The organism is Colwellia sp. 20A7 (genome assembly GCF_009832865.1).
Taxonomy (GTDB): Bacteria; Pseudomonadota; Gammaproteobacteria; order Enterobacterales; family Alteromonadaceae; genus Colwellia.
This window is the reverse complement of record NZ_CP047130.1, coordinates 882,826-909,260: the sequence shown is the minus strand read 5'-3', so window position 1 is coordinate 909,260 and position 26,435 is coordinate 882,826. Positions and strand designations below refer to the sequence as shown.

14 protein-coding genes, 1 tRNA gene, 3 rRNA genes and 2 pseudogenes are annotated in these 26,435 nt (G+C 38.5%); 10 read left to right on the top strand and 10 right to left on the bottom strand.

The features are described from left to right. The first annotated feature begins 807 nt into the window (after positions 1–807). From GQS55_RS03945 to GQS55_RS03930, 4 genes and pseudogenes are all read left to right on the top strand, one after another. Positions 808–2,871: a NosR/NirI family protein gene (locus tag GQS55_RS03945; protein ID WP_159818162.1), complete on the top strand. Its 2,064-nt coding sequence runs from the start codon at positions 808–810 to the stop codon at positions 2,869–2,871. Positions 2,872–2,990: 119 nt separating this feature from the next. Further along, positions 2,991–4,014, top strand: a protein-coding gene (locus GQS55_RS03940; RefSeq protein ID WP_442872171.1) for an IS630 family transposase whose coding sequence is annotated in 2 segments (ribosomal slippage) — positions 2,991–3,445 and positions 3,444–4,014 — 1,026 coding nt in all. Because the reading frame shifts where the segments join, the coding sequence is not laid out codon by codon here. A gap of 15 nt (positions 4,015–4,029) precedes the next feature. After that, positions 4,030–4,344: pseudogene (locus GQS55_RS03935) on the top strand (transposase); the annotation flags it as partial. Between the two features lie 14 nt (positions 4,345–4,358). Beyond that, positions 4,359–4,535, top strand: a pseudogene (locus GQS55_RS03930) (IS630 family transposase); the annotation flags it as partial. Positions 4,536–4,610: 75 nt separating this feature from the next. Here the strand turns inward: GQS55_RS03930 and rrf are convergent. From rrf to GQS55_RS03900, 6 genes are all read right to left on the bottom strand, one after another. Next, positions 4,611–4,725 (bottom strand): 5S ribosomal RNA (rrf, locus tag GQS55_RS03925). 209 nt (positions 4,726–4,934) lie between these two features. Beyond that, positions 4,935–7,829, bottom strand: a 23S ribosomal RNA gene (locus GQS55_RS03920). A 539-nt stretch (positions 7,830–8,368) separates the two neighbouring features. After that, positions 8,369–8,445 (bottom strand) — tRNA-Ile (locus GQS55_RS03915). Between the two features lie 105 nt (positions 8,446–8,550). Further along, positions 8,551–10,091, bottom strand: a 16S ribosomal RNA gene (locus GQS55_RS03910). Together the 16S, 23S and 5S rRNA genes with 1 tRNA gene alongside form the textbook arrangement of a ribosomal RNA operon. A gap of 1,072 nt (positions 10,092–11,163) precedes the next feature. Further along, a complete protein-coding gene (gene ppiC / locus GQS55_RS03905) occupies positions 11,164–11,442 on the bottom strand; it encodes a peptidylprolyl isomerase PpiC (protein WP_159818154.1) in 279 nt (92 codons plus the stop codon). A 390-nt stretch (positions 11,443–11,832) separates the two neighbouring features. Next, a complete protein-coding gene (locus tag GQS55_RS03900; RefSeq protein ID WP_159818152.1) occupies positions 11,833–14,580 on the bottom strand; it encodes a TonB-dependent receptor domain-containing protein in 2,748 nt (915 codons plus the stop codon). 140 nt (positions 14,581–14,720) lie between these two features. On the opposite strand from GQS55_RS03900, the gene GQS55_RS03895 reads away from it, so the two are divergent. From GQS55_RS03895 to murQ, 3 genes are all read left to right on the top strand, one after another. Beyond that, a complete protein-coding gene (locus tag GQS55_RS03895) occupies positions 14,721–15,926 on the top strand; it encodes an anhydro-N-acetylmuramic acid kinase (RefSeq protein ID WP_159818150.1) in 1,206 nt (401 codons plus the stop codon). Between the two features lie 333 nt (positions 15,927–16,259). Then, on the top strand, positions 16,260–17,882 hold the full coding sequence (locus GQS55_RS03890) for a sodium:solute symporter (RefSeq protein WP_159818148.1): 1,623 nt from the start codon (positions 16,260–16,262) through the stop codon (positions 17,880–17,882). Between the two features lie 54 nt (positions 17,883–17,936). Further along, entirely contained in the window at positions 17,937–18,866 is a 930-nt protein-coding gene (gene murQ / locus GQS55_RS03885; RefSeq protein ID WP_159818146.1) for an N-acetylmuramic acid 6-phosphate etherase, read from the top strand. Positions 18,867–19,011: 145 nt separating this feature from the next. Here the strand turns inward: murQ and GQS55_RS19950 are convergent, their stop codons facing one another. Beyond that, on the bottom strand, positions 19,012–19,188 hold the full coding sequence (locus GQS55_RS19950; protein ID WP_236559756.1) for a hypothetical protein: 177 nt from the start codon (positions 19,186–19,188) through the stop codon (positions 19,012–19,014). Between the two features lie 38 nt (positions 19,189–19,226). Beyond that, positions 19,227–19,856: an SIS domain-containing protein gene (locus GQS55_RS03880; RefSeq protein ID WP_236559755.1), complete on the bottom strand. Its 630-nt coding sequence runs from the start codon at positions 19,854–19,856 to the stop codon at positions 19,227–19,229. A 275-nt stretch (positions 19,857–20,131) separates the two neighbouring features. On the opposite strand from GQS55_RS03880, the gene GQS55_RS03875 reads away from it, so the two are divergent. Both GQS55_RS03875 and GQS55_RS03870 read left to right on the top strand, forming a co-directional pair. Beyond that, positions 20,132–21,403 (top strand): tyrosine-type recombinase/integrase, encoded by a 1,272-nt coding sequence (locus tag GQS55_RS03875; RefSeq protein WP_159818144.1) that lies wholly within the window; start codon positions 20,132–20,134, stop codon positions 21,401–21,403. A gap of 255 nt (positions 21,404–21,658) precedes the next feature. After that, positions 21,659–21,961, top strand: coding sequence for a hypothetical protein (locus GQS55_RS03870; protein WP_159818143.1), 303 nt, complete (start codon positions 21,659–21,661; stop codon positions 21,959–21,961). Positions 21,962–21,987: 26 nt separating this feature from the next. Here the strand turns inward: GQS55_RS03870 and GQS55_RS03865 are convergent, their stop codons facing one another. Then, positions 21,988–24,066 carry a DNA methyltransferase gene (locus GQS55_RS03865; protein WP_159818141.1) on the bottom strand — a complete coding sequence of 693 codons (2,079 nt, stop codon included), beginning with the start codon at positions 24,064–24,066 and terminating at the stop codon, positions 21,988–21,990. Further along, the gene (locus GQS55_RS03860; protein ID WP_159818139.1) at positions 24,066–24,905 is read right to left on the bottom strand and encodes a hypothetical protein; all 840 of its coding nucleotides are present in this window, start codon (positions 24,903–24,905) and stop codon (positions 24,066–24,068) included. Before GQS55_RS03860 ends, GQS55_RS03865 begins: the two co-directional genes overlap by 1 nt. A 377-nt stretch (positions 24,906–25,282) precedes the next feature. On the opposite strand from GQS55_RS03860, the gene GQS55_RS03855 reads away from it, so the two are divergent. Then, positions 25,283–26,404 (top strand): DUF262 domain-containing protein, encoded by a 1,122-nt coding sequence (locus GQS55_RS03855; RefSeq protein WP_236559754.1) that lies wholly within the window; start codon positions 25,283–25,285, stop codon positions 26,402–26,404. Positions 26,405–26,435: the final 31 nt, after the last annotated feature.

Below are 26,435 nucleotides of genomic sequence, written 5' to 3'. Positions count from 1 at the left end.
GGAGCTATTATTTTTGGTTTTCGTTTTAAAGTAAGGTCTTCCATTCCAATTTAACCATCGTGTTTTATCATTTCATTTAGTAGGGATAATCATGTACCTTTTACTAAATCGTTACTGCTTTTTGTAATCTCTGTTTTCCTATTCCTTTTAAATCACGATGCTTCCTTCGGTTAAATATTAATCTTCTTGTCGGTAATTACGCTATAGGAATAATTCCTTTTAGTAAGCTATTTTCAATAATGATTAAGCAAAGACAATATTAGAAATAATACTTATTTATCAATTACTAAAATGAACAATACTTTAGTATGAATTAAGCTATCCAAAGGCATAATCAAAAAACATACCCAAAGGTATTGCTCATATAGTTCTTAAGGTTTGTGTTTTACCAAGAACGCTTTTCATCAAATAAATTTATTGATGATGTTTATCGGTTTCTGCTAAGAGACTATTCCTTAAACTGACGTTATAAAGGCTTGGTTTGTTGTTATTCAGCAGGTGCACGGAGGGTATTTGCCACGACTTCTATTGGTAAGTAAATGCGAGGATTACTTTATCGTAACTTAGCAGGGTGATAGATAATTAAGACTAAGTAATGAGGAAATTAGTCTTATAGTTGCATGGTGATGAAAGTAATTATGGTTCTAAGATGATAATAGAATAAGTAATTGATGCTTATAACATTGGCAACAAATATTACAAATCCTACCTATATTCAACCTATAAAAAGGAACAAATTATGAACTCAACTTTTAACAGTAAACAATTATAATGAACAGGTTAACACTCTGTAAGTCATTATTATTAATGAGTTTATTTTTTGTGGCATCAACCTTCACTTTTGCATTATCAACCGACTCACCTGATGGCTGGAATGAAATATTCCCTCATGCTACTTCAATAGGTAAAAAAGAATCTTCACCACCTGTTTGGCCTGTATATCAGGTAGGTAATTTGGTTGGCTACCTCTTTCATTCTCAAGACGTTGTTGCGCTACCAGCCTTTTCTGGTGAACCTGTAGACATGTTGATTGGTCTTGATCTAGAAGGAAAATTAGCAGGAGTTCTAGTTGTACAGCATCAAGAGCCAATTTTTTTACATGGTTTTGGTGAACAACCGCTATTCGACTTTGTTAGCCAATATGCAGGTCTATCAGTATTAGACAGTATTAAAGTAGGCAAGGCATCGAACAGCTCTCATGTAGTCATTGATGGGATCACCAAAGCAACTGTATCTGTTGTCGTTATCAATGAAACGGTATTATTATCTTCATTAACTATTGCGCGTAAAACCCTCGACGGCTTTGCCACTAATGGCGTTGCCGATGTTTCAAAAATTTATGAACCACTTGATTTTAAAGCACTAGAAAATGGTAATTATGTTGGTACATTGGCGCTTTCGAATACACAATTAGCACAAGTGTTTGACGATGATGACGTAGTTGATGAGCTCGAACTCACTAATAATGTTAATCAATCAGCCATCGTTGATTTACGTTTCGCCTATCTCAACTCTCCTATGATAGGTAAAAACTTACTCGGTGACGACTACGAACTGTTAATGCAACGCTTGCAAGAAGGGGAACACGCTATTGGTGTTTGGTCTTATGGTGCTTACCATCACGTAGATGAAGATTTTATACCAGCATCAATACCTGACCGACTATCCATTTTTCAAAATGATGTCCCAATCGAAATTCGTGATGTAAATTTTTATGACTTGTATGAAGGTAAAAAAGACGCCCATAATGGAGCAGGAGCCTTAAATATATATAGAATAAAATCACAGTCAGGATTTGATCCTGGATCTCCTTGGACCCTGTCATTAACTGTTGGTTATGGAAATAATCCTTGGTTAGATCAGGTGTCTGCCGTGTTCCCTATAGACTATCAACTCCCAGAGTCTCTTTATAGTTATCCTGAATTAGACAATAACAATACTCCCCTACCTTTATGGCTAGAACTTTGGCAAAACAGATCTAGTGAGATTGCTATATTAACAGTCAGTCTTTTGATTTTAACTTGTCTGTTCATTTATCAGCATCAACTTTCTCGACGTTTTAAATTATTTCATCGTGTTCGTTGGCTTTTTTTGATTTATACCGTAGTGTTTATCGGATGGTACGCCCAGGGGCAGCTATCAGTTGTTAATATATTCCCAATCTTACACGCTATTTTCAAGGGATTTAATATTCAGACATACCTAATGGATCCTATTATTTTTATTTTATGGTCCTATGTATTTATTAGTCTTTTCCTCGTAGGTCGTGGATTGTTCTGTGGCTGGTTATGCCCTTTTGGCGCATTACAGGAAATGGTGGGTTGGCTAGCTAAGAAGTGGCGTATTCGACAACTAAAAATAACCTATTCGCTACATAAAAAACTACAATTAGTAAAGTATGGCGTGTTGATATTCTTACTTGGATTATCACTATACGCCAATGTGATGGCAGAAGTGATGGCAGAAGTAGAGCCTTTTAAAACAACATTCACCTTAATGTTTGTTCGTACTTGGCCATTTGTAATTTATGCTTTAGTGATATTAGGTCTAGGATTATATATTAATAAGTTTTACTGTCGTTATCTCTGCCCACTTGGAGCAGGACTTTCACTACTTGGCAGGTTTCATCCAATTAAGTGGTTGAGTAGACGTAAAGAATGCGGCAGTCCATGTACTCTTTGTCATCATAAATGTGATATTAAGGCCATTACTCCATCAGGATCTATAGATTATAACGAATGCGTACAATGCTTCGAATGTATCGCTTATTATAATAATGACAGTTTGTGCCCACCACAGAAACAAGAGAAAAAACGGCTAGAAAAATTTAAATTACCTACAAATCAAGTCGAAATAAAATGTCTCACATAATTTATTAGTAATTATGTGAGACAGCAAAAAGCCCGTCACTTTCGTAACGGGCTTCCGCTTATATAATACCAATTCCGATAATTTTGTGATCTAATGTAAGCTTAAATATAAGGCTTAAAATGACTCATAACTTATCACAGCTTATTTCATCAACGAGTAATGCAAGAATGCGATTACGATTGCTTGCTGTATCTCACTTTATCGATGGAAAAAATCGCACACAAATAGCTACTTTCTTGAAAGTTAGTCGCACTAGCGTTAATGAATGGATCCATACTTATTTACATGATGGCTTAGAGGGACTTAAAGAAAAAAAACATACAGGTCGCCCAAAATCTTTGGATGATAAGCAGCTATCACAACTGAAAAGTTTTATTATCAATTCTGCTATAAAACCGAGTGGTGGTAGGCTTCAAGGAAAAGATATACAAGAATATATTGCGACAGAGTTTGGTGTTGTCTACCAAAAATCTAATGTATACGACACACTACACCAGCTTGAACTAAGCTGGGTAACAACACGTTCAAAGCACCCTAAGCAATCCATTGAGACTCAAGAAACCTTTAAAAAAATTCCAATTTGAAACGATCGCCAAGATCCCGTTATCGATATCGCTTGATCAAGTCGATGTGTGGTTTCAGGATGAAGCGCGGTTTGGTCAGCAAAACACAACGACCAGAGTGTGGGCAGAAAAAGGAACGCGCCCTAGGGCAATCAAACAGCAGCAGTTTACCTACGCTTATTTGTTTGGCGCAGTCTGCATCACCAATGGAAAAACAGAAGCTATCGTAGCCCCATTAAGTAATATGGATGTGATGGCGTCACACTTAGCACTCATTTCAAAGGCGACAGAAGAGGGACGACATGCTGTAGTCTTGATGGATGGTGCCAGTTGGCATCAAAAGTATCTTGATGACGAATACAAGAATTTGACGATCATCCATATTCCTCCCTATTCACCCGAGTTAAATCCAATTGAGCAAGTGTGGTCATGGATGAGGCAGAATGAAATAGCTAACCGTTGTTTCAAGGATTATGAGGATATTGTTGAGAAGTGCTCAGAAGCTTGGAACAGCTTCAGAAGTAATACTAAAAGGGTGATATCTCTATGTCACCGAGACTGGGCCATTATGACCAGTTAATTATCGGAATTGGTATTAGCACTCATTTCAAAGGCGACAGAAGAGGGACGACATGCTGTAGTCTTGATGGATGGTGCCAGTTGGCATCAAAAGTATCTTGATGACGAATACAACAATTTGACGATCATCCATATTCCTCCCTATTCACCCGAGTTAAATCCAATTGAGCAAGTGTGGTCATGGATGAGGCAGAATGAAATAGCTAACCGTTGTTTCAAGGATTATGAGGATATTGTTGAGAAGTGCTCAGAAGCTTGGAACCGCTTCAGAAGTAATACTAAAAGGGTGATATCTCTATGTCACCGAGACTGGGCCATTATGACCAGTTAATTATCGGAATTGGTATAAATCCAATTGAGCAAGTGTGGTCATGGATGAGGCAGAATGAAATAGCTAACCGTTGTTTCAAGGATTATGAGGATATTGTTGAGAAGTGCTCAGAAGCTTGGAATAGCTTCAGAAGTAATACTAAAAGGGTAATATCTCTATGTCACCGAGACTGGGCCATGATGACCAGTTAATTATCGGAATTGGTATAACTTTATCTCAGAAAGCAAAAAGCCCGACTCTTTCGAATCGGGCTTCTCTAAATAGAAGTTTAGCAATGTCCTACTCTCACATGGGAACTCCCACACTACCATCGGCGCTACTGCGTTTCACTTCTGAGTTCGGAATGGAGTCAGGTGGTACCACAGCGCTATTGTCGCTAAACAAAAAGGTTACAATCTTAGAAAGCTAACGTACACGGATGTACTAATGTCGATAATGTTCATGGATGAACGTTTTTATCGACTCTCTTTCGAGGTTTAAATATCGTTTTGTTCTTTATTCTGATTCAAGTAACACGTAAGTACGTGTGTTTTCTAATGTCAGTCTTCATACAATGCACTTCATAGTTCTAAAAACTACTTGGGTGTTGTATGGTTAAGCCTCACGGGCAATTAGTATCAGTTAGCTCAAGACCTCACAGCCCTTACACACCTGACCTATCAACGTTGTAGTCTCCAACGACCCTTTAGGGAGCTTAAAGCTCCAGTGAGAACTCATCTCAAAGCCTGCTTCCCGCTTAGATGCTTTCAGCGGTTATCAGTTCCGAACGTAGCTACCGGGCAATGCTATTGGCATAACAACCCGAACACCAGCGGTTCGTCCACTCCGGTCCTCTCGTACTAGGAGCAGCCCTCTTCAATTCTCAAACGCCCACGGCAGATAGGGACCGAACTGTCTCACGACGTTCTAAACCCAGCTCGCGTACCACTTTAAATGGCGAACAGCCATACCCTTGGGACCGACTTCAGCCCCAGGATGTGATGAGCCGACATCGAGGTGCCAAACACCGCCGTCGATATGAACTCTTGGGCGGTATCAGCCTGTTATCCCCGGAGTACCTTTTATCCGTTGAGCGATGGCCCTTCCATACAGAACCACCGGATCACTATGACCTACTTTCGTACCTGCTCGACGTGTCTGTCTCGCAGTTAAGCTGGCTTATGCCATTGCACTAACCGTATGATGTCCGACCATACTTAGCCAACCTTCGTGCTCCTCCGTTACTCTTTGGGAGGAGACCGCCCCAGTCAAACTACCCACCAGACAGTGTCCCCAAGCCCGATTAGGGCCCTAGGTTAGAACATCACGCATACAAGGGTGGTATTTCAAGATTGGCTCCACAAAATCTAGCGACTCTGTTTCAACGCCTCCCACCTATCCTACACATGTAGGAGCAATGTTCACTGTCAAGCTATAGTAAAGGTTCACGGGGTCTTTCCGTCTAGCCGCGGGTATACGGCATCTTAACCGCAAATTCAATTTCACTGAGTCTCGGGTGGAGACAGTGTGGCCATGATTACGCCATTCGTGCAGGTCGGAACTTACCCGACAAGGAATTTCGCTACCTTAGGACCGTTATAGTTACGGCCGCCGTTTACCGGGGCTTCGATCATCAGCTTCGACCTAAGTCTAACCGAATCAATTAACCTTCCGGCACCGGGCAGGCGTCACACCGTATACGTCATCTTTCGATTTTGCACAGTGCTGTGTTTTTAATAAACAGTTCCAGCCACCTGGTTACTTCGACTGCTCTGAGCTTAGGAAGCAAGTTCCATCACCCTGAGCAGCGTACCTTCTCCCGAAGTTACGGTACTATTTTGCCTAGTTCCTTCACCCGAGTTCTCTCAAGCGCCTTAGTATTCTCTACCTAACCACCTGTGTCGGTTTGGGGTACGGTTCCTATATATCTGAAGCTTAGAAGCTTTTCCTGGAAGCATGGCATCAATGACTTCATGTCCGTAGACACTCGTCTCGAGTCTCAGTGTTAACAGCAACCCGGATTTACCTAAGTCGCCCACCTACATTCTTTCACACGGACTACCAACGCCGTGCTCATCTAGCCTACTCCGTCCCTCCTTCGCAATATATAGAAGTACAGAAATATTAATCTGTTTCCCATCGACTACGCGTTTCCGCCTCGCCTTAGGGGCCGACTTACCCTGCCCTGATTAACATGGGACAGGAAACCTTGGTCTTTCGGCGGGGGAGTTTTTCACTCCCCTTATCGTTACTCATGTCAGCATTCGCACTTGTGATACCTCCAGCAAACTTCTCAATTCACCTTCAACGGCTTACACAACGCTCCCCTACCACTTAATCCTAAGATTAAATCCGCAGCTTCGGTGACTAGTTTAGCCCCGTTACATCTTCCGCGCAGACCGACTCGACTAGTGAGCTATTACGCTTTCTTTAAAGGATGGCTGCTTCTAAGCCAACCTCCTAGCTGTCTATGCCTTTCCACATCGTTTCCCACTTAACTAGTACTTTGGGACCTTAGCTGGCGGTCTGGGTTGTTTCCCTCTTCACAACGGACGTTAGCACCCGCAGTGTGTCTCCCGCATATCACTCATTGGTATTCGGAGTTTGCAAAGGGTTGGTAAGTCGGGATGACCCCCTAGCCTTAACAGTGCTCTACCCCCAATGGTGTTCGTGCGAGGCTCTACCTAAATAGATTTCGGGGAGAACCAGCTATCTCCCGGCTTGATTAGCCTTTCACTCCGACCCACAAGTCATCACCGCATTTTTCAACATACGTGTGTTCGGTCCTCCAGTTGATGTTACTCAACCTTCAACCTGCCCATGGGTAGATCGCCGGGTTTCGGGTCTATACCCTGCAACTAAACGCGCAGTTAACACTCGCTTTCGCTACGGCTCCCCTAATCGGTTAACCTTGCTACAGAATATAAGTCGCTGACCCATTATACAAAAGGTACGCAGTCACCCGACTAAATCGGGCTCCCACTGCTTGTACGTATGCGGTTTCAGGTTCTATTTCACTCCCCTCACAGGGGTTCTTTTCGCCTTTCCCTCACGGTACTGGTTCACTATCGGTCAGTTAGTAGTATTTAGCCTTGGAGGATGGTCCCCCCATATTCAGACAAAGTTTCACGTGCTCCGTCCTACTCGATTTCACTTAAAGGTTGCTTTAGTGTACGGGACTATCACCCTGTATCGTCTTACTTTCCAGTAAGTTCCACTAGCGCCCAATAAGCTTAAGGGCTGATTCGCGTTCGCTCGCCGCTACTAACGAAATCTCGGTTGATTTCTTTTCCTCGGGGTACTTAGATGTTTCAGTTCTCCCGGTTCGCTTCATTATCCTATGTATTCAGATAATGATACCTAGCTTATGCTAAGTGGGTTTCCCCATTCGGACATCTTTGGCTATAACGGTTTTTATCACCTCACCAAAGCTTTTCGCAGATTAACACGTCCTTCATCGCCTCTAACTGCCAAGGCATCCACCACATACGCTTAGTCACTTAACCATACAACCCTAAGTAGTCTTTTCTAATAAAAGAAGCAAAAACAAAGTACACCGTGGAGACTAATCCACAGTAATTGTAAAGTCTGACATTTTCACGTACTCAATATATCCGAAGATATAAGATGAGTTACTTGATAAGACATCTTTGCTCTAAGAGCAAGTATGAATTCGATAATACATCCTTGGGGGATGCATTATCACCATTACAGCATTCACGATAAGAGAATGTTGTAACAGCTTGGTATTTATACTGTAACAAACAACAGCGCGACACCGTGTTTGTCATATAAATACCGATATTTATATCAGCTTTCCAGATTGTTAAAGAACTAATTTTTAACTCACATTCGGTTAAAAACTTGATTACCCTCCTAATGGAGAGTAAAAACCAAATTTAAAATCACTTAACAAGCGTATTTAAATTTGGCTTCTTTCTTTTATGAAGAATTAATACCATTTCGTTTTATCTCAAGGTGGTTTGTAGCGACGTGTAGTCTTTTCTACACGAGACTGCGAACTTACGCAGATATAACACGAAATTGGTAGGTCTGGGCAGACTTGAACTGCCGACCTCACCCTTATCAGGGGTGCGCTCTAACCAGCTGAGCTACAGACCTATTTTATCAACAAGCCCTACTGAGCTTTTTTCTTCATTTCATTATCATACAATTTGTGTGAATACTCTGAAGCCGAAGCTTCCATTATTCGTCTTTACTTCAAGATAAGGAGGTGATCCAACCCCAGGTTCCCCTAGGGTTACCTTGTTACGACTTCACCCCAGTCATGAAACACAAAGTGGTGACCGTCCTCCCGAAGGTTAAACTAGCCACTTCTTTTGCATCCCACTCCCATGGTGTGACGGGCGGTGTGTACAAGGCCCGGGAACGTATTCACCGTAGCATTCTGATCTACGATTACTAGCGATTCCGACTTCACGGAGTCGAGTTGCAGACTCCGATCCGGACTACGACAAGCTTTGTGGGATTCGCTCAACCTCGCGGTATTGCTGCCCTCTGTACCTGCCATTGTAGCACGTGTGTAGCCCATCCCGTAAGGGCCATGATGACTTGACGTCGTCCCCACCTTCCTCCGGTTTATCACCGGCAGTCTCCTTAGAGTTCCCGCCATAACGCGCTGGCAAATAAGGATAGGGGTTGCGCTCGTTGCGGGACTTAACCCAACATTTCACAACACGAGCTGACGACAGCCATGCAGCACCTGTCACAGAGTTCCCGAAGGCACAAGTCTATCTCTAGTCTCTTCTCTGGATGTCAAGGGATGGTAAGGTTCTTCGCGTTGCATCGAATTAAACCACATGCTCCACCGCTTGTGCGGGCCCCCGTCAATTCATTTGAGTTTTAACCTTGCGGCCGTACTCCCCAGGCGGTCAACTTAGTGCGTTAGCTGCGCCACTCACGCCTCAAGGGCACAAACGGCTAGTTGACATCGTTTACGGCGTGGACTACCAGGGTATCTAATCCTGTTCGCTCCCCACGCTTTCGTTCCTCAGCGTCAGTATCTGTCCAGGTGGCCGCCTTCGCCACTGATGTTCCTTCCAATCTCTACGCATTTCACCGCTACACTGGAAATTCCACCACCCTCTACAGTACTCTAGTCTACCAGTTCAAAATGCAGTTCCAAGGTTGAGCCCTGGGCTTTCACATCTTGCTTAATAAACCGCCTACGAACGCTTTACGCCCAGTAATTCCGATTAACGCTTGCACCCCTCGTATTACCGCGGCTGCTGGCACGAAGTTAGCCGGTGCTTCTTCTGTTGTTAACGTCACAGAATGCAGCTATTAACTACATCCCTTTCCTCACAACTGAAAGTGCTTTACAACCCGAAGGCCTTCTTCACACACGCGGCATGGCTGCATCAGGCTTTCGCCCATTGTGCAATATTCCCCACTGCTGCCTCCCGTAGGAGTCTGGGCCGTGTCTCAGTCCCAGTGTGGCTGATCATCCTCTCAAACCAGCTAGAGATCGTCGCCTTGGTGAGCCATTACCTCACCAACTAGCTAATCTCACTTGGGCTAATCAAATGGCGAGAGGTCCGAAGATCCCCCCCTTTGGTCCGTAGACGTTATGCGGTATTAGCAGTCGTTTCCAACTGTTGTCCCCCACCATAAGGCATATTCCCAAGCATTACTCACCCGTCCGCCGCTCGTCAGCAGATAGCAAGCTATCTCTGTTACCGCTCGACTTGCATGTGTTAAGCCTGCCGCCAGCGTTCAATCTGAGCCATGATCAAACTCTTCAATTAAAAATCGTTTGTGTAACCCCACCATTCTTACCTAAGTAAAAGTGATGTGTTACTGCTCAATGAATTCTGTCGTGATATCCTCTCAACCTAATAAAAGGCGAAGCTGATATCGCATTACATAGTCGCTACCTATCTCGCTAGAAATAAGTAACTATATTTATTTGCATGAACATCATTCATTAAGCGTTTTTTTGTTCCTTGCTACAAGAGCGAGAAACTATGTAAAAACAAGTTAATGTGAGTATTCACACAAATTGCATGATAACTAATTGTTAAAGAAGCTCACCTTATAAAGGTAAGGAGTAAATAATCTCATTCGTTATTTACTTGGCTTCGATGCTGTCGCCCCGAAGCAGGATGCGTATAATACGCTTCCGAGTTTTAATGTCAACATTTTATTTTGATTTATTTAAAAGTTTTTGCAAACTCTCAAACCCTTCATTTTAAAACGTTAAGTTAACTACTTATCATTAAATGAGAGTAGATAACTTATTAAAACAGCCCGTTGATGATTCGTTTTGCCTGAACCCCTTGGAACTGGAGCGCATTGTAGAGATTTCTGACTGTACGTCAACACTTTTTTTCAATTAATCCTTAAATTTCTGTTCTTTTTTAAAGATAAGGTCAACTATGATCGTTAAAGCATCAAATACGATATTTTTTAAACAGCTCATCATACAAATAGGCGATTCTAGTAAGATATTACCTTGAGTTACTTTATCTGTAGGACTGAATAATCATCCTCTTATGGATAATATAACTCCACTAATGTTCGCACCTACATCAATAAGCCGTAACTTATATGTTTAACTGCTGTTAATTCAATTTTAACTATAAAGGTGAAACTTAAGATTGATTAACTTGAACACCTAGTTAGAAAGTTTTGGTTTTACATTAAAGATGAAAGAAATAGATTAAAGATATAAATAATGCATGTTCTGTATAACTCTCTACAACCATAAAGAACATGTTTCTCTATATATAGAAATAAATAGAAGGAGTTATTATTAACTAACGAATGGTTTTGGGATGAAAAGCGTTACCTGATAAGATTTTTAACACTAGCACTCAATTAGGTCCGGTAAAGTACCTTAATTACATGCCAACCAAACTTAGTTTTAACTAGATGAGGATCTAATATTGCACCACTAAAAGCTACCTTATCAAACTGCGGCACCATTTGACCTCGTCTAAATTCACCTAAATCACCACCCTTCTTACCTGATGGGCATGACGAATGCTTTTTAGCTAACGTTTGAAACTTAGCACCTTTACCTAACTGCTTAATAATATCTTCGGCAAGTGCTTTGTGCTTAACTAATATATGAAGTGCGTGTGCTGTAGCTGCCATGAGAAACCTTCCGAATATTAGTAAGGACTTGAAGTTCAATATTATCAGACAACTGATTCCTTGGAATAGCATAGTGAACATGATAAGACCATTCATCATAATGACATGCACACAAAAGAGTAAGCACTATTAATTGCTTGCTAATATATTACCTTACTTTTAAGAACTATAACTTATACCTGAGTTATTTTGTAATCTAATAAGCAAAAATAATTGGCATATTAGAATTATATCTAGAAAAATTTAAGTACTCACATTTAAAGTAATTCTATCGTCACGATAAACATGGCTGATTAAGATAATTTTTTTTCAAACCTAAACCCATGCGAAATGCTTCATCATCAACAAAGTGGTGAGCACAAAAAAGCTCACCACTTATAAAGATAACCATTAATAACTTGGAGTGTATCTCACTGCTATGCCTACTGTTCGACCAATAACACTATAATCACTTACTGTATTAAAGTGGTTTGCTCCAATCAAAGGTGTCGGTGGTTTTTTATCCAGAAGATTATCAATGCCTAAGTTTACAGCCACATTTTCAGAAACTTGCCAAGATGATGATAAATCAATGTAATTTTGTGCCGATATTGTTTCACTGCGATCTACAGAGTAATCGACCTCACCTATCCGACGCCAGCCAAGTTGCAAACTCACATCATCTAAACGCCAATCAAATGTTGCACGATGTTTGTAATCTGCTTGTAATATACTGGCGAAGTCACCAGAACATGAGCTTCCGTATGTACCTTTACAATCAGTTTCAGGTACTGTTGAGTTATTTTGACGTGTTTGTTTAGTTATAATATTTCCTTGATAAGACAACTTAAACTTACCACCCATTTCTCTTGGTGCGTCAAATAAATAATTTATCGCAATATCAATACCAGTCTGCTCAATTGATGCAAGGTTAAAGTCATTAACAATCGCAGTACTAATAAGGCCCGTGCTAGGATCACGTAATACTGCACCACATAACGGGTTACTAGGATCAGGATTATCTATATAACAACTTTGTAATGCGGCACCTGGTTGAATTTGGCTTACTGCATCAGTCACTAATATATTATAATAATCGACTGAAAGGTTGAAACCCTCGATAAAATCAGGCGTATATACTAAACCTACTGTACTTGATTCAGCTTCTTCAGGTTTAATTTCAGGGTTCCCGCCAAAAGTATACTGAGCAGTTGAAGAATCAAAAGGTGTACCAACACTTGCAGCACCGAATGCAGCGCATTGCGTCGCATCTCCAGTGCCTAATAAACATGGATCACCATCATAACGTCCAGCTAAACGAGCTACAAATTGATCGCTATTTTGATCAAACAATGATAATGATAAGGCAGTTATAGGACTAGCAAATTCACCTAAATTTGGTGCTCTAAAAGCGGTTAATTTATTTGCACGAAGTCGAATTTCACTATTAATAGCCCAGTTGATGCCTATTTTATATGTATCAGCTGCTTTAGTATTCGAATAATTAGAGATACGATAAGCACCTTCAATGCTAATTTCATCAGCGAAAGCAACATCTTCCACGACAGGTACTAACATTTCGACATAAAACTCCTTACTAGAAAAACTTGCATCCATATCAAATGCACTAATCGAGGAAAAACTCGTCCCATTTCTAAATGCGTCTCCTGGAGTTTGTTTACCAGTTTCCTTACGGTATTCATACCCTATAGCAAAATCAACAGCCCCTGCTGGCAGCTCAAACACAGGACTTGAATCACCAGAAATAGTAGCAGACAATACGCTTTGAGTACGGTTACGAGTAGCATATATAAGTGGATCACTAAATTCACTAAAATCCAAAGACGGTGAAAAAATATCGATAGTATTAGCTATATTTGCAAAGTTACTCTCACCATTTTTATTGATCTTAATTGCATTATTAAATATAGTTGCTGTTTCATCGGTTTGACCATATTGTCCGTATATATCGAAACTTAAACCATCGGTTATATAGCCTTTTAGCCCCAATTGAAATTGTAATGAATCTCGCATAGCTTTAGTGTGTTGAACACCTAGACCCAAATTACGCTCAACATTAACTAATGCGTTGCCATCAGCATCGAATGTAAGTTGATTCTGTATTTCGTCTGATATATATGGATTGTCTTGAGTTAGTGTTACTTGTTCGTTTACGAAAATGGGCGTTTGACCGCTAGCTCCAGCCCCTTTTACGTTAACTTTCGAGTACATTGCTCGACCATATGCAGTCATATCGTCATTTACATCGAAATCAAAAATGATTCCTGTTGAAAGACGATTCATCGGTTGAGTTAAGTATCTATCAGCAGCGAAATTGGTAGTCTCGCGACTATCAACCAATGAACCGGTATCACTAATGCCAAAGGTATTACCGCTAGCGACATCAGTATAATATCCTCCCTCATTGATCATTGCCGTGCTATTTTTTAGTGCATAATCCCGCTCACCCGCTAGTAATTCACTTCGTTCTGCATAACTAACATATCCAGTAATATGGCCGCGCTCATCCGCAATATCACCACCGAAAATACCTTCGATGTTGAATTTTTCATTACCACCATCTGCAGTTTCATAGCTAGTTGAAAATTCAACACCGTTAAAGTTATCATCTAAAATAAAATTGACAACACCTGCAACTGCATCTGCACCATAAATAGCTGCGGCTCCTCCAGTAAGTACATCTACACGCTTAATTAGCCCCGCAGGTATAGTATTAACGTCAACAGAATTACGAAAACTAAATGGAACTGCACGGGTTCCATTAATTAAGACTAAGGTACGGTTTTGCCCTAAGCCTCTCAAGTCAATTGTTGATGAACCGAATGAATCACCTACAGTTGCACCAGTGCTATTGGCTCCTGCTGCCGCTTGTGGCAGTTTAGAAGTAATATCTTCAACATTAACAGCCCGATCTAATTGGATTTGCTCCTCACCAATACTAGATACAGGGCTGCTCGATACTAATTCAGCCCGCTGAATTCTAGAGCCTGTAACAGTAATTACCTCAACCTTTGCCTTTTCCTCGTTATTATCTTCAGATGCAAACGCCTGACCGTTGGAAAATACAACCATTACAGCTAAGGCGACTGGAGTGATTAGATGTTGTTTATTTTTTTTTTGATTCATTTCATGTTTCATTACTTCATTCCTATAGTTACTCTTTTGGCATAACTATATTTGTAGCGTATACAAAACTCATTTGCAATAAAAATTCTTGTATATTTAATATTTTGGTATAAAGTATTCCTGATAATTCAATGTAAATTGTTGGTATAATTATGCATAAACATATAGAACAACTTTCCCTTTGCGCTAGAAAAAAAACACGGCTGATCATAGGACTCATGAGTGGAACCTCATTAGATGGTCTTGATATAGCATTATGTAAAATTAGTCATTCTGGCTTTGATACTGAAATTGAATTATTAAAATTTTTGACAATAGATTATGATGATAATTATAAGAAAAAAATAAAGAATGTTTTTGCTAAACGGCAGGTTGATTTAGAGCAAATAACTTTACTTAATCCATGGATAGGGAGTTTACACGGTGAAATGATCAATCAATGTTTAATACATTGGGGAATCAAAGCGAGTGATATCGATGTAATAGCAAGTCATGGACAAACAATTTATCACTGCCCTGAACATCAACATGGGCAAGCCGATTTTGGTAATGGTACTTTACAAATTGGCGATAGTTGCCATTTAGCAGTAAAAACCGGAATCATTACAGTAGCTGACTTTCGGCAGAAACATATAGCTGCAGGTGGAGAAGGCGCTCCTTTGGCTGTATATGGTGACTATTTATTTTTTTCAAGCAAATTAGAGAATCGAGTTTTATTAAATATGGGCGGTATTGCTAATTTAACTTACTTACCAAAATCACCAGATTCATCTAAAGTTTTTAGTTCTGATGTTGGCCCTGGCAATACAATAATGGATGCATATGTACAACGATACTATAGCGGACTTGATTATGATAAAAATAGTGAAATAGCGCGTCAAGGTGAAATAAATCAACAATTACTTTATGCACTAAAACAAGATGTCTTTTTTTCCTTAAACATGCCAAAAACAACGGGTCCAGAAGTCTTCAACTTAGCTTATTTAGAACATGCTCAACAGGCATCAAACACAAAAAATATCAGCCATATTGATGTAATGGCTACACTTAACCGTTTTACTGCCGAAATGATTTCCAAAGCAATAAATCAATGTACTAAAAATTTGGGAGAATTTTCACTGTACGCTAGTGGTGGTGGGATTCATAACCCCTTATTGATGCATAATATATTATCTCTTTCACCACAAATAAAAACTATTTACAATACTCAAGAATTAGGTATTGCCCCTGATGCTAAAGAGGCGGTGTTATTCGCTATATTAGCTAATGAGTGTCTTGCTGGCAATACTATAGCTTTTGGAAATGAAGAACAAAAAATCCCTAATGTTACGATGGGAAAAGTAAGCTTTCCTGATTAGATTGGATGACATATATACCTAGTTTAGATGAAGCTCTCTACTTTGAGTAGTAACTCAATAATACATGCTCAACCTCCTTCTTTTACAGCTAAATAAAAACTATTTTATTCTAAGGAAGTATTTAATGGAATTGTTTATCGTAGTACCTTCATATATAGAATAGGTACTTAAATTTAATCATTACTTTTATAAAAAAATCAAGACTCATCAATTTGAAACAACATAGTTATCAACGTCAGTCAGGAATATTTAAATCCACCATTTACATAAAGAAAGGAATATTATATTCTTAATTTTATGTAGTTATAGTTAGTATATTTTAAGGTTTATTTAATGTCAGTTACATATACAGAGCTAGATTGGGCTGTCTTTTTGGGGTATGCCTTATTATTACTTGTTAGTGGTTGGTACGTCAATCGTAAGAAAGTTACTCATAGCGACGATTATTTTTTAGGTGGAAACTCAATGCCTATGTGGATGGTCGCTATATCCGTATTAGCAACCTCACAATCAGCAGCCACATTTTTAGGCGGCCCTGATATGGGCTATAGAGGTGATTTATCATATTTGGCAACTAATATAGGTGCTTTCATAGCGGCCTTTTTAGTTGCCGTTTATCTCATTCCTAAATTCTATGAAAATAATGTTTATACTGTCTATGAATTACTTGAACAGAAAATAGGCCCTTCTGCTAAGAAGCATGCAGGGATAATGTATTTATTTGGTCGAGTTTTTGCCAGTGGTGCGCGTTTATATATGGCTGCTATAGCTGTTTCAATGATTTTATTTGGCAATATTGATAGCGAAAGTGTATTTATTTCATGTTTTATCATTGGTGTTATTGGTTTATGTTTTTCAGTCTTTGGAGGCATTCGTTCGGTTATCTATTCTGACGTAATACAATGTTTCGTTTATATAAGCGCAGCGGTTTTTGTTATCTATTTTTTATACATTTCGATCCCTGCTGATTTCGATAAAATAATATCTGTCTTACAAAACCCTGGAATTGGTGAATCATCGAAGTTGGCTATCTTTAAGTTTAATTTTGACTTTACTAGCTCTGGAGTCTTTAATTTTTGGTCATCAATCACAGGTTTTGTACTTTTAAATATTGCTGCTTTTGGATTAGATCAAGACATGACTCAAAGAGTATTGACCTGTAAAACAGCTAAAGAAGGGAGTAAAGCAATGTTATTTTCAGTAGTAATGGTAATCCCTGTCATGTTACTTTTTTTAATTATCGGTTTATTGCTATATATCTTTTATCAACGACCTGACTTAATGTTTAATGAGTCTATAACTCACACTATTAAAACTTTTGACGGTGAGAAAGTTACTGTATTTATGTCTTATGTTCTCAATGAGATACCGTCAGGTGTGCGTGGTTTAGTTACTATAGGTATAATTGCGGCTGCATTGTCTACACTAAATTCGGGGCTAAGTTCTATGTCATCAGTCATAGTTCAAGATCTCTATCGCCCATACAAAGAAAAAAAAGGTCTTAAACTTAACGATAGCCACTATGTTAAGGCAGGAAAATTTAGCATGGTTATCGTATGTATTGCATTAATATCAATGGCGGTATTATGTTTTTATTGGCAACAGTACAGCGATATACCATTATTAACTTTTGCGTTAAGCGTTATGCTTTTTTCTTATAGTGGCTTGCTTGGGGTGTACTTCACAGCTTTATTTACGAACAGGGGCAGCGAAAAATCTGTTTCTGCTGCATTAATTACTGGTTTTATTACTACTTTATTATTTCAGCCTTATATTCAAACTCTTTACTTACCAGGATCCATGTCTTTTGACTTAGCCTTTACTTGGAAACTTTGTATAGCCACCTTAATTTCAACTATTGTGTGTATGATAGGACAAAGAAGAAAGATAGAGGAACCGTCATTAGCTCAATATCAAGTTGATTCATTGCATATTGAACAAGAATCACAGCTGTAAAAAACTAATAAATATAGCTTTAGTAAATTTAAACTTATCAAGGAAAAATAACATATGAAAACTAGACAAGCTAAATTAGTTTATGATCTAAACAGCATTACAACTGAAGGGCAAAATAAAGACACCCTCGATATTGATTTACTTAGTACCATTGACATTTTAAAAAAAATAAATAATGAAGATAAAAAAGTTGCAAGTGCCGTTGAAGTTATTCTTCCTGAGATTTCTCAAGCTGTTGATAAAATATGTAATGCTTTTGATCTTGGTGGCCGTTTAATTTACATTGGCGCAGGGACTAGTGGTCGCCTTGGCATACTTGATGCTGCAGAGTGCCCCCCTACTTTTAGTGTTTCAGATAAACAAGTTATAGGTATTATTGCAGGAGGTAATCAGGCGATACAAAAAGCAGTTGAAGGAGCAGAAGACAGTACTGAATTGGCAATCAAAGATTTGCAAGCGATAACGTTATCTAGTAAAGACGTGCTAGTTGGTATTGCGGCAAGCGGCCGTACTCCTTACGTAATTTCAGCGATGAAATATGGTAAAAGTGTTGGCGCAACAGTAGTGGGTCTAAGCTGTAGTCTCAATGAAGAATTTAATAAAGCTAATGATATAAACCTATGTGCTATAGTTGGACCTGAAGCCTTAACGGGTTCTACACGTATGAAATCTGGTACAGCACAAAAATTAATTTTAAATATGCTAAGTACTGCCAGTATGATTCGTAATGGTAAAGTTTATCGTAATTTAATGATTGATGTTAATGCCAGCAATGAAAAACTTTACGCTCGAGCTATTAGAATTGTGATGCAAGCAACAGATTGTGATTACCAAACAGGTGTCTCGGCATTAAAACGTGCCGATAATAATGCTAAGCTAGCTATACTATTAGTATTAACAGGTATATCTGTTGCTCAAGGCAATGCAATGCTCGAGTCCACTAATGGATTCTTACGTAAAGCCGTTGAAAAATATTCGATATAAAAAATGTAATAATGTAGATGTTAAAAATTTTACAAAAATAAACAATATAACCATCGATAACAATACTCTCAGGTCTAATGAAACATAAAAATATTCATAATATATTTATTTCTGACCGAAATATTTTTACCATTGTACCCGATTGTTAATTTCGGCGAAATTCCTTAATCACTTCAATCGTTTTTTCTAGAATTTTTCGTTCTTGCCGGGATGATTGAGTAATTGCAACAAATAAAATATCGATAATAAACTCTTGTGAGGTTCGCGATAGAACTGAAGATAAACGGATAGACTCTATTTCTGCAACAGAATAAAGCCTCAAGTCAGCATTTTCTGAAACCGCGTTTTTTCCATACCTGGTTAACGAAATAACTTTGCAATTGTTTTTTTTGCTTGTTCAGTAATTTTAATTACTTCATGTGTTGAACCCGACTCACTGATTGCAAAAACTAAGTCATGACTAGTAAAGCTTGTCACATAAGCTAATTGCGAATGTACATTCGAGTCAGCTATAGCCGCTATTCCTAATTTTTGTAACTTGTAGGAAAAATCTTTACCTACTAAAGCCGAGCCCCCTAAACCACAAATTACCATACGTTTTGCAGATTTGATCATTTTAATTGCTTGTTCAAAAAAACATTGTTCGTTAAGGTTTATTGTTTCATTAAGTACTGACCGTTTGCTATTTAACATTTTTGAAGAAATCATTTCTAAGCTATCATTTAATGTAATTTCACCATGAATTTTTGTTGCAAAAAATTCGTTATTTGATGTATCAATAAGTGCTAACTTGAACGCTGGATAACCTTTATAACCAAGTTTTTGGGAAAACTTAATTACACTTGACTGGCTAACACCAACTACTTTGGATAATTCAAGAGATGAGAGTGTTCGAATAACATTAGATGATTCTAAAATAAAATCCGCTAATTTAGTTTCACTGGTGGACAATGATGATTTTATCGATTTAATTTTAACGAATGCTGACATTTAAATGTTCTTTAATTTAATTAGAGGCAAACTACTATCCTTCATTTTAAATCTGATTATATGTCTCATTTTGACATAAAAAAGCCCCGACTCTTACGAATCAGGGCTTTATAATGGTGGTACCAGCGGTCGGACTCGAACCGACACGTCTTGCGACAGGGGATTTTGAACAGAGCGTGTCAAAAAGTAACATTTATAATCAACCACTTAAAACAAAATTAACACACTTTGCAAAAACTTTGCAAATCACACTGTGAATAGTCATACTAGATTTCATGACTATTCAAATCTCACGACACAATATTCAAGACGGTTTATACGTCTACCTTCAAGACAATAGCGAACGTTGGTATTGTCGCTTTGTACTATATAGAAAGTGGTATTCGAAAGCCACCAAAGAAAAAGACCTACAAAAAGCCATTGCACGTGCCCATATGATTTATATGGAATACCAAGTAAAAGCTGATAACAACCTACTTGTGGAGAGTAAACGATTCAAAGATGTTGCCGCCAAAACTATCGAAAAGTTACAATACGAGTTAGATAATGGTGGTGGAAAAGTTATCTACCGTGATTATATCCTAGTCCTGAATAAATATCATATCCCCTACTTCGACCGAATGTACATAACCTCCATTGATCAAGATAAAATACGCCAATTTAATAAGTGGCGTATAGAACAGCTTGGTCGTATGCCTGCAAAATCAACTATTCTTACTCATAATTCTGCAATGAATATGGTATTTAAAGAAGCCATCGAAAGTAAATGGATGATTGCTGCCCAAGTTCCTATTCTTACTTCACAAGGTGAAAATGGAAAGCGTCGAGCAGCATTTACGGAAGATGAATACGATAAAGTTTTTGATACGCTACTCAATATGATTGATAACAGCCGCAAAGAGAAAACAAAGTTAATAAGAGAGCTGTTACTCAACTATATGGAGTTTGCTGTATACACTGGCATACGCCCAGGTACTGAAATGGAAGGCATAACTTGGGGGGATATTGAAATGGCTCGCCAAGATAATAATGTACGTTTCAAGGTAAAAATAAGAAAAGGAAAAACCAGCAAACATACAGGAACTCGAACAGTTATTTGCCGTGACAAAATATGGGGTACTTTAGAAACATTACGTGATAGATTCCCAAATAGAAAGCCAAAAGATAAATTATTTAGATTATCCGATGGTGAGGAAACTAATGAGCTTGGTGTAAACTTCAGGAAAGTACTTGAGGCTTGTGATTTAAAAGATTCACCCGATGGTGCTAGAACACTTTATTCATTGCGCCACTCTTATATTACTTGGCAATTGCTACGTCGTGATTTACGCATTGATATATTAGCCAAACAATGTGGTACTAGTACTGCAATGATTGAACAGCACTATAGTCATGTTGTTCCTAGCATGTTTGAAGAGGAACTTTCTGGGGTCAAGTTTGAGAAAAGAGAGAGAAAGGTTAGACATATAAACAAAAGGTCATTGGATAAACAAATTGAACAATTCAAAAGCTGGGAAGCTGAATTTAAAAAACGAGGGTGTATATAATATGGGAGAGCTGACTTATTCGTTAACTCAAGACAAACAATTAAAATATTGTTTTTACTGTAATTTGACACAATCCAATTATAGATATTTAAAACGAAACATATCTAATTAAGAGGCCGAAATCACAGCCACTTCAAATATTCATTCAATAATGTGCCTCCACATCAATAAACTTCAACTAACAACCTTATATTATCATCATCAAATTGTTAATATTGATTGCATAGACCCTATTTACATTGCCGCTTTGAATAAATGAAATTACTCAATTCTTACGAAAATCGTGACGAAGCTGAAAAAGCAGAAGCCCTGATCTCTGGTGAAAAACGACTAGCCAGTGAACGAGATGGTACAGAAATCATCTATAATCTATTCGGCACTCCATCATGGAATAATTTTTATAAGTTAGGCATGTTTAACTTGCCACGCTTACAGATAATTATTGAACAACGTAAAAACCATCAATCGTATGACCAAGCCAAACACAAAGAAATATTATCTATGCTCAAATACGCTGCAAGCTCTTTTGAGTTAGTAATACCAAATCATTGGTTGTGAATCTATTAATAACTCTTAGTTATCGTTTAGGTATGTAGTTTACAGACCAAAGTGTTCACAGACCAAGTAACAAGAGTTTCAGCATCAGATTCACTCATTTTTAAGCATGAAGCAATAGATATTGCTTGCGAGCATACAATAACAAACTTATCACCATCGCTAAGATTACGCTTAATAGCTTCAAACCGCTCTATATAAGAATTGAAACGTTTTACTATTTCATCTTTAGCATTGTCTATACGAGGTGGTTTTTGCTCTTTCTTACAAACTAGTATCGCATCTATGTTGATTGGATTTTTGGATTTACTCTTAGGGCTAGCAACAGACATTTCTGCCTTAACAGGATGAGCCGCAACAATATCAAAGTTCGATCGTGTGATTGCATTGTAGATAGCCATCCAGCCAGGAATAGTTGAATGGTGATAACTAAAGCTCAATAATCCCTCATCAACCAGCACACGATGACATTCTTCAAATACGCTGCAAATTTTTCTAGCGAAACTTTCATTATTAGCATCCTGAACCTCGTTTTCGTGAGATGAATCCGGCCTTGAAAGATAAGTGTACTCGTCACCTAGTGCATTGCTCAACCAAGCATAAAAGAAATCACTTAACTCACTGTAATGAACAAAGTCAAAATAAGGAGGATCCGTAACAATTGCATGTACCGAACAATCTGGAATAGGTAATTGAGAGCTATCTCCATTTAGTACTAATGTTGCTCTATCATGCTTTGTGAACTCATCATATTTATCACAAAGCTGGTGATCGATAGGATCACTACAAACACGCTTAGTACTCTTTTTACCTTCATTAATATTCTCAATAACTATATCGAACGGTTCTTCTAGATATGCTTTAGCTTTGAGTAAACGGCTCTTAAATAAACTACTAAACGTTCCACTACTTTTACCATTAACTCCCCAAACACTATTTTCTAGGGGAGTCCGCTCTGGCTTTAGAATATGGTTTGAGAACATATGACGAACAGCACCAGTACCTTCACCTTTAAAGCTGCAAAACAGGTTATTAAACTCTAATGTACCGCTGAATAAACAAACAAAGTGGTCTCTAATAGTTGTATCCTTAATCTGAAGGATTCGTTGCAGCAATAAACCAAGAGTCAGCAGTTGCCTGTCATTGAAAAAATCTCTCCAATACTTGTAGTTATAACCTCTTGCCTGATTTGTGTTGTGACCAGGTCGAACATCCATTGTAGGTAACGGCAACTCATTACCAAGTTCTTCTAGCAAGTCAGAAGCTTCTTTCAATAACTCATGATCAAACTCTGTAGGTTTGATATAGACCTTGTTACCTGCTTCATTTAAAGCCATGATCGCATAAAGGTGATGTTTAGGCGGGGTATTTACGCTAGTCGCTAATTCTTTAACCTTGAAACTGTTGCCTAGTGAATCCGTGACTGTTGAGCGATTTACAGGACCTTCTTGAGGATTGTAATCGTGATGACAATTAGGACATTTAACTTTAATTGCATTGTAAAGGTCCTGAAATATTTCTCCACATGACGGGCATAAAAGCTGTGCTTGTGGTTTCTTACTCGCATAAGCATTTTTGCTGAATACATAACTTGAGAACAGAGGAACATCTTCTCCATCTGGTGTTGTTACCACTTTGACCCAAAAGTAGTAAAGTGCTTTTGTCGGGTTTTTACCGCCAGGAACTCTAGTAGTATAAAAGTTCTGGATTTTCTCTCGAACATCTACTTCGATTGCATCGAACTCTGCTTCTAATAGTCGCTTATCAACTGCCGTTAGAGCTTGACGTACTAGAAAAGTACTTACAGGATTAACGTCACAACCAATCGCCTTGGCACCAAGCTTTGCAGCTTCGCCAAGAGTAGTGCCAGACCCCATAAATGGATCTAGTACTACACTGCCTTTGAAGTTTTGTTTTTCGTGGAAATCAGGCCATTCATTTTCTGCAAGTGAACCAGAAACAATAGAGCGAAATACGCTACCTAGCCTCTTAGCCCACCATTTATGGATGTGATAAATAGGTCTGTTTATTTCCTTTCGATAACTCTCGCTCTCCGCAATAGGATCGATGCTTTCAAATGGAAAATCTTGCTCAATAATCTTTGTCATTAAATCTCATCTAATTGAGGCATTGATGCTGAATTCCGTTCTTTAGCTTTACGAGCTTTGGCATTAGCAAAAATATCTCTTAATTCTGTTGGCTTCAATTGAGGTTGTACGGAGTTATCAACTACGGAATAAGCATTGTCGTTACCCTGCAAATCCGTCCTCACTATTTCTTGTGCTACTAAATTCGAATATCCAAGTTGGTCACTTGCAGCTTTAGGCAGTACAAATGTCTTTCGACCAAAAAAACTAGATAGCTTCGAGTTCAATGGATTAACGTATGTATACATAGCTCTATGACGTACAGAACCTTCTCCATATGCTCCATGTCCGTATTCGCTTTGATTAGCAGTCTTAGCATACTTATGAAGTTCAAAATCATTATTGATAAAATCACCATGCATCAAAATCAAGGTTACAATGCTGGAACTATCATTACTGAGAAGAGCGAACAAATAATAACAAGGAATATCTGTCACCATTTTGCCGACTTTAATTTGTGTCTTCCCACAGGGCAAACAACTATTATAATCCATGGTTAAACCACGAGAATCAGCCCCATTCGGTTTTTGTATTAATTTCTTCACTTCAATACCAACAATGATACCAGATGCACGATCACGAACAATAATATCTGGGGTCATCAACTTACCTGAGCTAAACACTTCTAATTGAGGAAATGCTGAGCTTAAGGTATGTTCAATCAGACAATCAAACGGATCATCCTGAGTAGTACCTACTAATGTTGGAGCTCTCAAATTGATTGGGATTACTCCGTTAGAGTCCAAACTATAAAAGTGGTCATAAATAGCCTTAATAACCTGATGCTCATCTTGAAACATGATTTGCCCTTATTTTTATTTTCTACTACGTAGCTGTGAGCTAAATCGTACCTGAAAATAAGGGCAAAGTCTGTCGAAGTATCTGTTGTTAAGTAATAAACTTCTTATCAACTGGATAGTTTCAACGAACAATATTTATTTTGAATATGATATCAAAAGCAACTGTTCAAATATACAGGTTTATTTTTAATTAATGCGTTTAGTTTTCTTGTAAGTAAATTAAAGCTCAGGACATTATAATTCGATTAGTGCTAAGATATTGACCAGAAAAACTATAATTATCGGGTTTCTGTACCCGGTTAAGGCTGATAATGGAAATCGAATTACTCGAAAATGAAGAGCTTAAGCTAGGTGATGGAAAGATACCTGAAGTAATAATGACGGACGATGAGATAAATAAAAAATACCGAGATGGTGAAATCCGGATCGTTACAGAGCAAGCTCGATATCCCTTAAATACCATTGCATCAATGGTCAGTAGTGATGACTATAAGATGAATCCTGAATATCAACGCCGTCATCGTTGGTCCAACGCGAAACGTTCTGCACTTATCGAATCGCTTATTATGAATGTTCCGTTACCTCCTATTTTCTTATATGAATATGACTTCTCATGTTACGAAGTAATGGATGGACTTCAGCGCCTCACTGCAATTTCTTCATTCTATGAGAATGAGTTTGAACTAGAAGAGTTGACTAAATGGCCTGAGTTAAACGGAAAGCGATACCACGAATTGCCTAAGGTGGTTAAACAAGGGATAGATCGTAGGTATGTTTCTTCGATCATATTATTAAATGAAACAGCTAAAACACCCGAACAAGCTGAACAGCTTAAACAAATGGTTTTTGACCGCATAAATAGCGGTGGTGAGAAGCTAGAAGCGCAAGAAAAGCGTAATGCCAATTTTGATGGAAAACTTAATAAGCTTTGCATAGCCTTATCTGAAAATGAGTCTCTGTGTAAAACTTGGGGAATTCCGTTATACATTGAAGGTAGTAACGGTATCCATACTGCTCGAGCGGCCAATAAACTATTCAAAACTATGGGTGATGTTGAATTGGTACTTCGATTCTTCGCATATAGACAAAAACACCAACTACATACAGGTTCACTAGAAAAATATCTGGATCGATACCTTGAGCAAGCAAACTACTTATCACAAGAAACGCTTGATGCTCTATCCTCTTTATTCAATGAAAGTATAGACTTGGCATATGAGGTTTTCGGAGAGCAAGCATTCTATTTGTACCGAGAACGTAAAGGACAATGGGCCTGGTACGAACGCCCTACTGTTGCTGTCTATGATCCAATGATGCTAGTACTTAGCCAAAATATTCACCACAAGGATACATTGATTGCTCTTAAAGCGAACATTCAGGCTGCTATGATCAACTTTTATCAAAGTAACTATGAAGCTTTTGGGGGTCGCAATGTTAATGCTGCAGCTTTGAAGGAAAGAGAGAATTTATTAGCTGATTTCATTGCAAGGTTTTTGTAACTATGTTTATTTGCTGTGACGAATTTTCCGA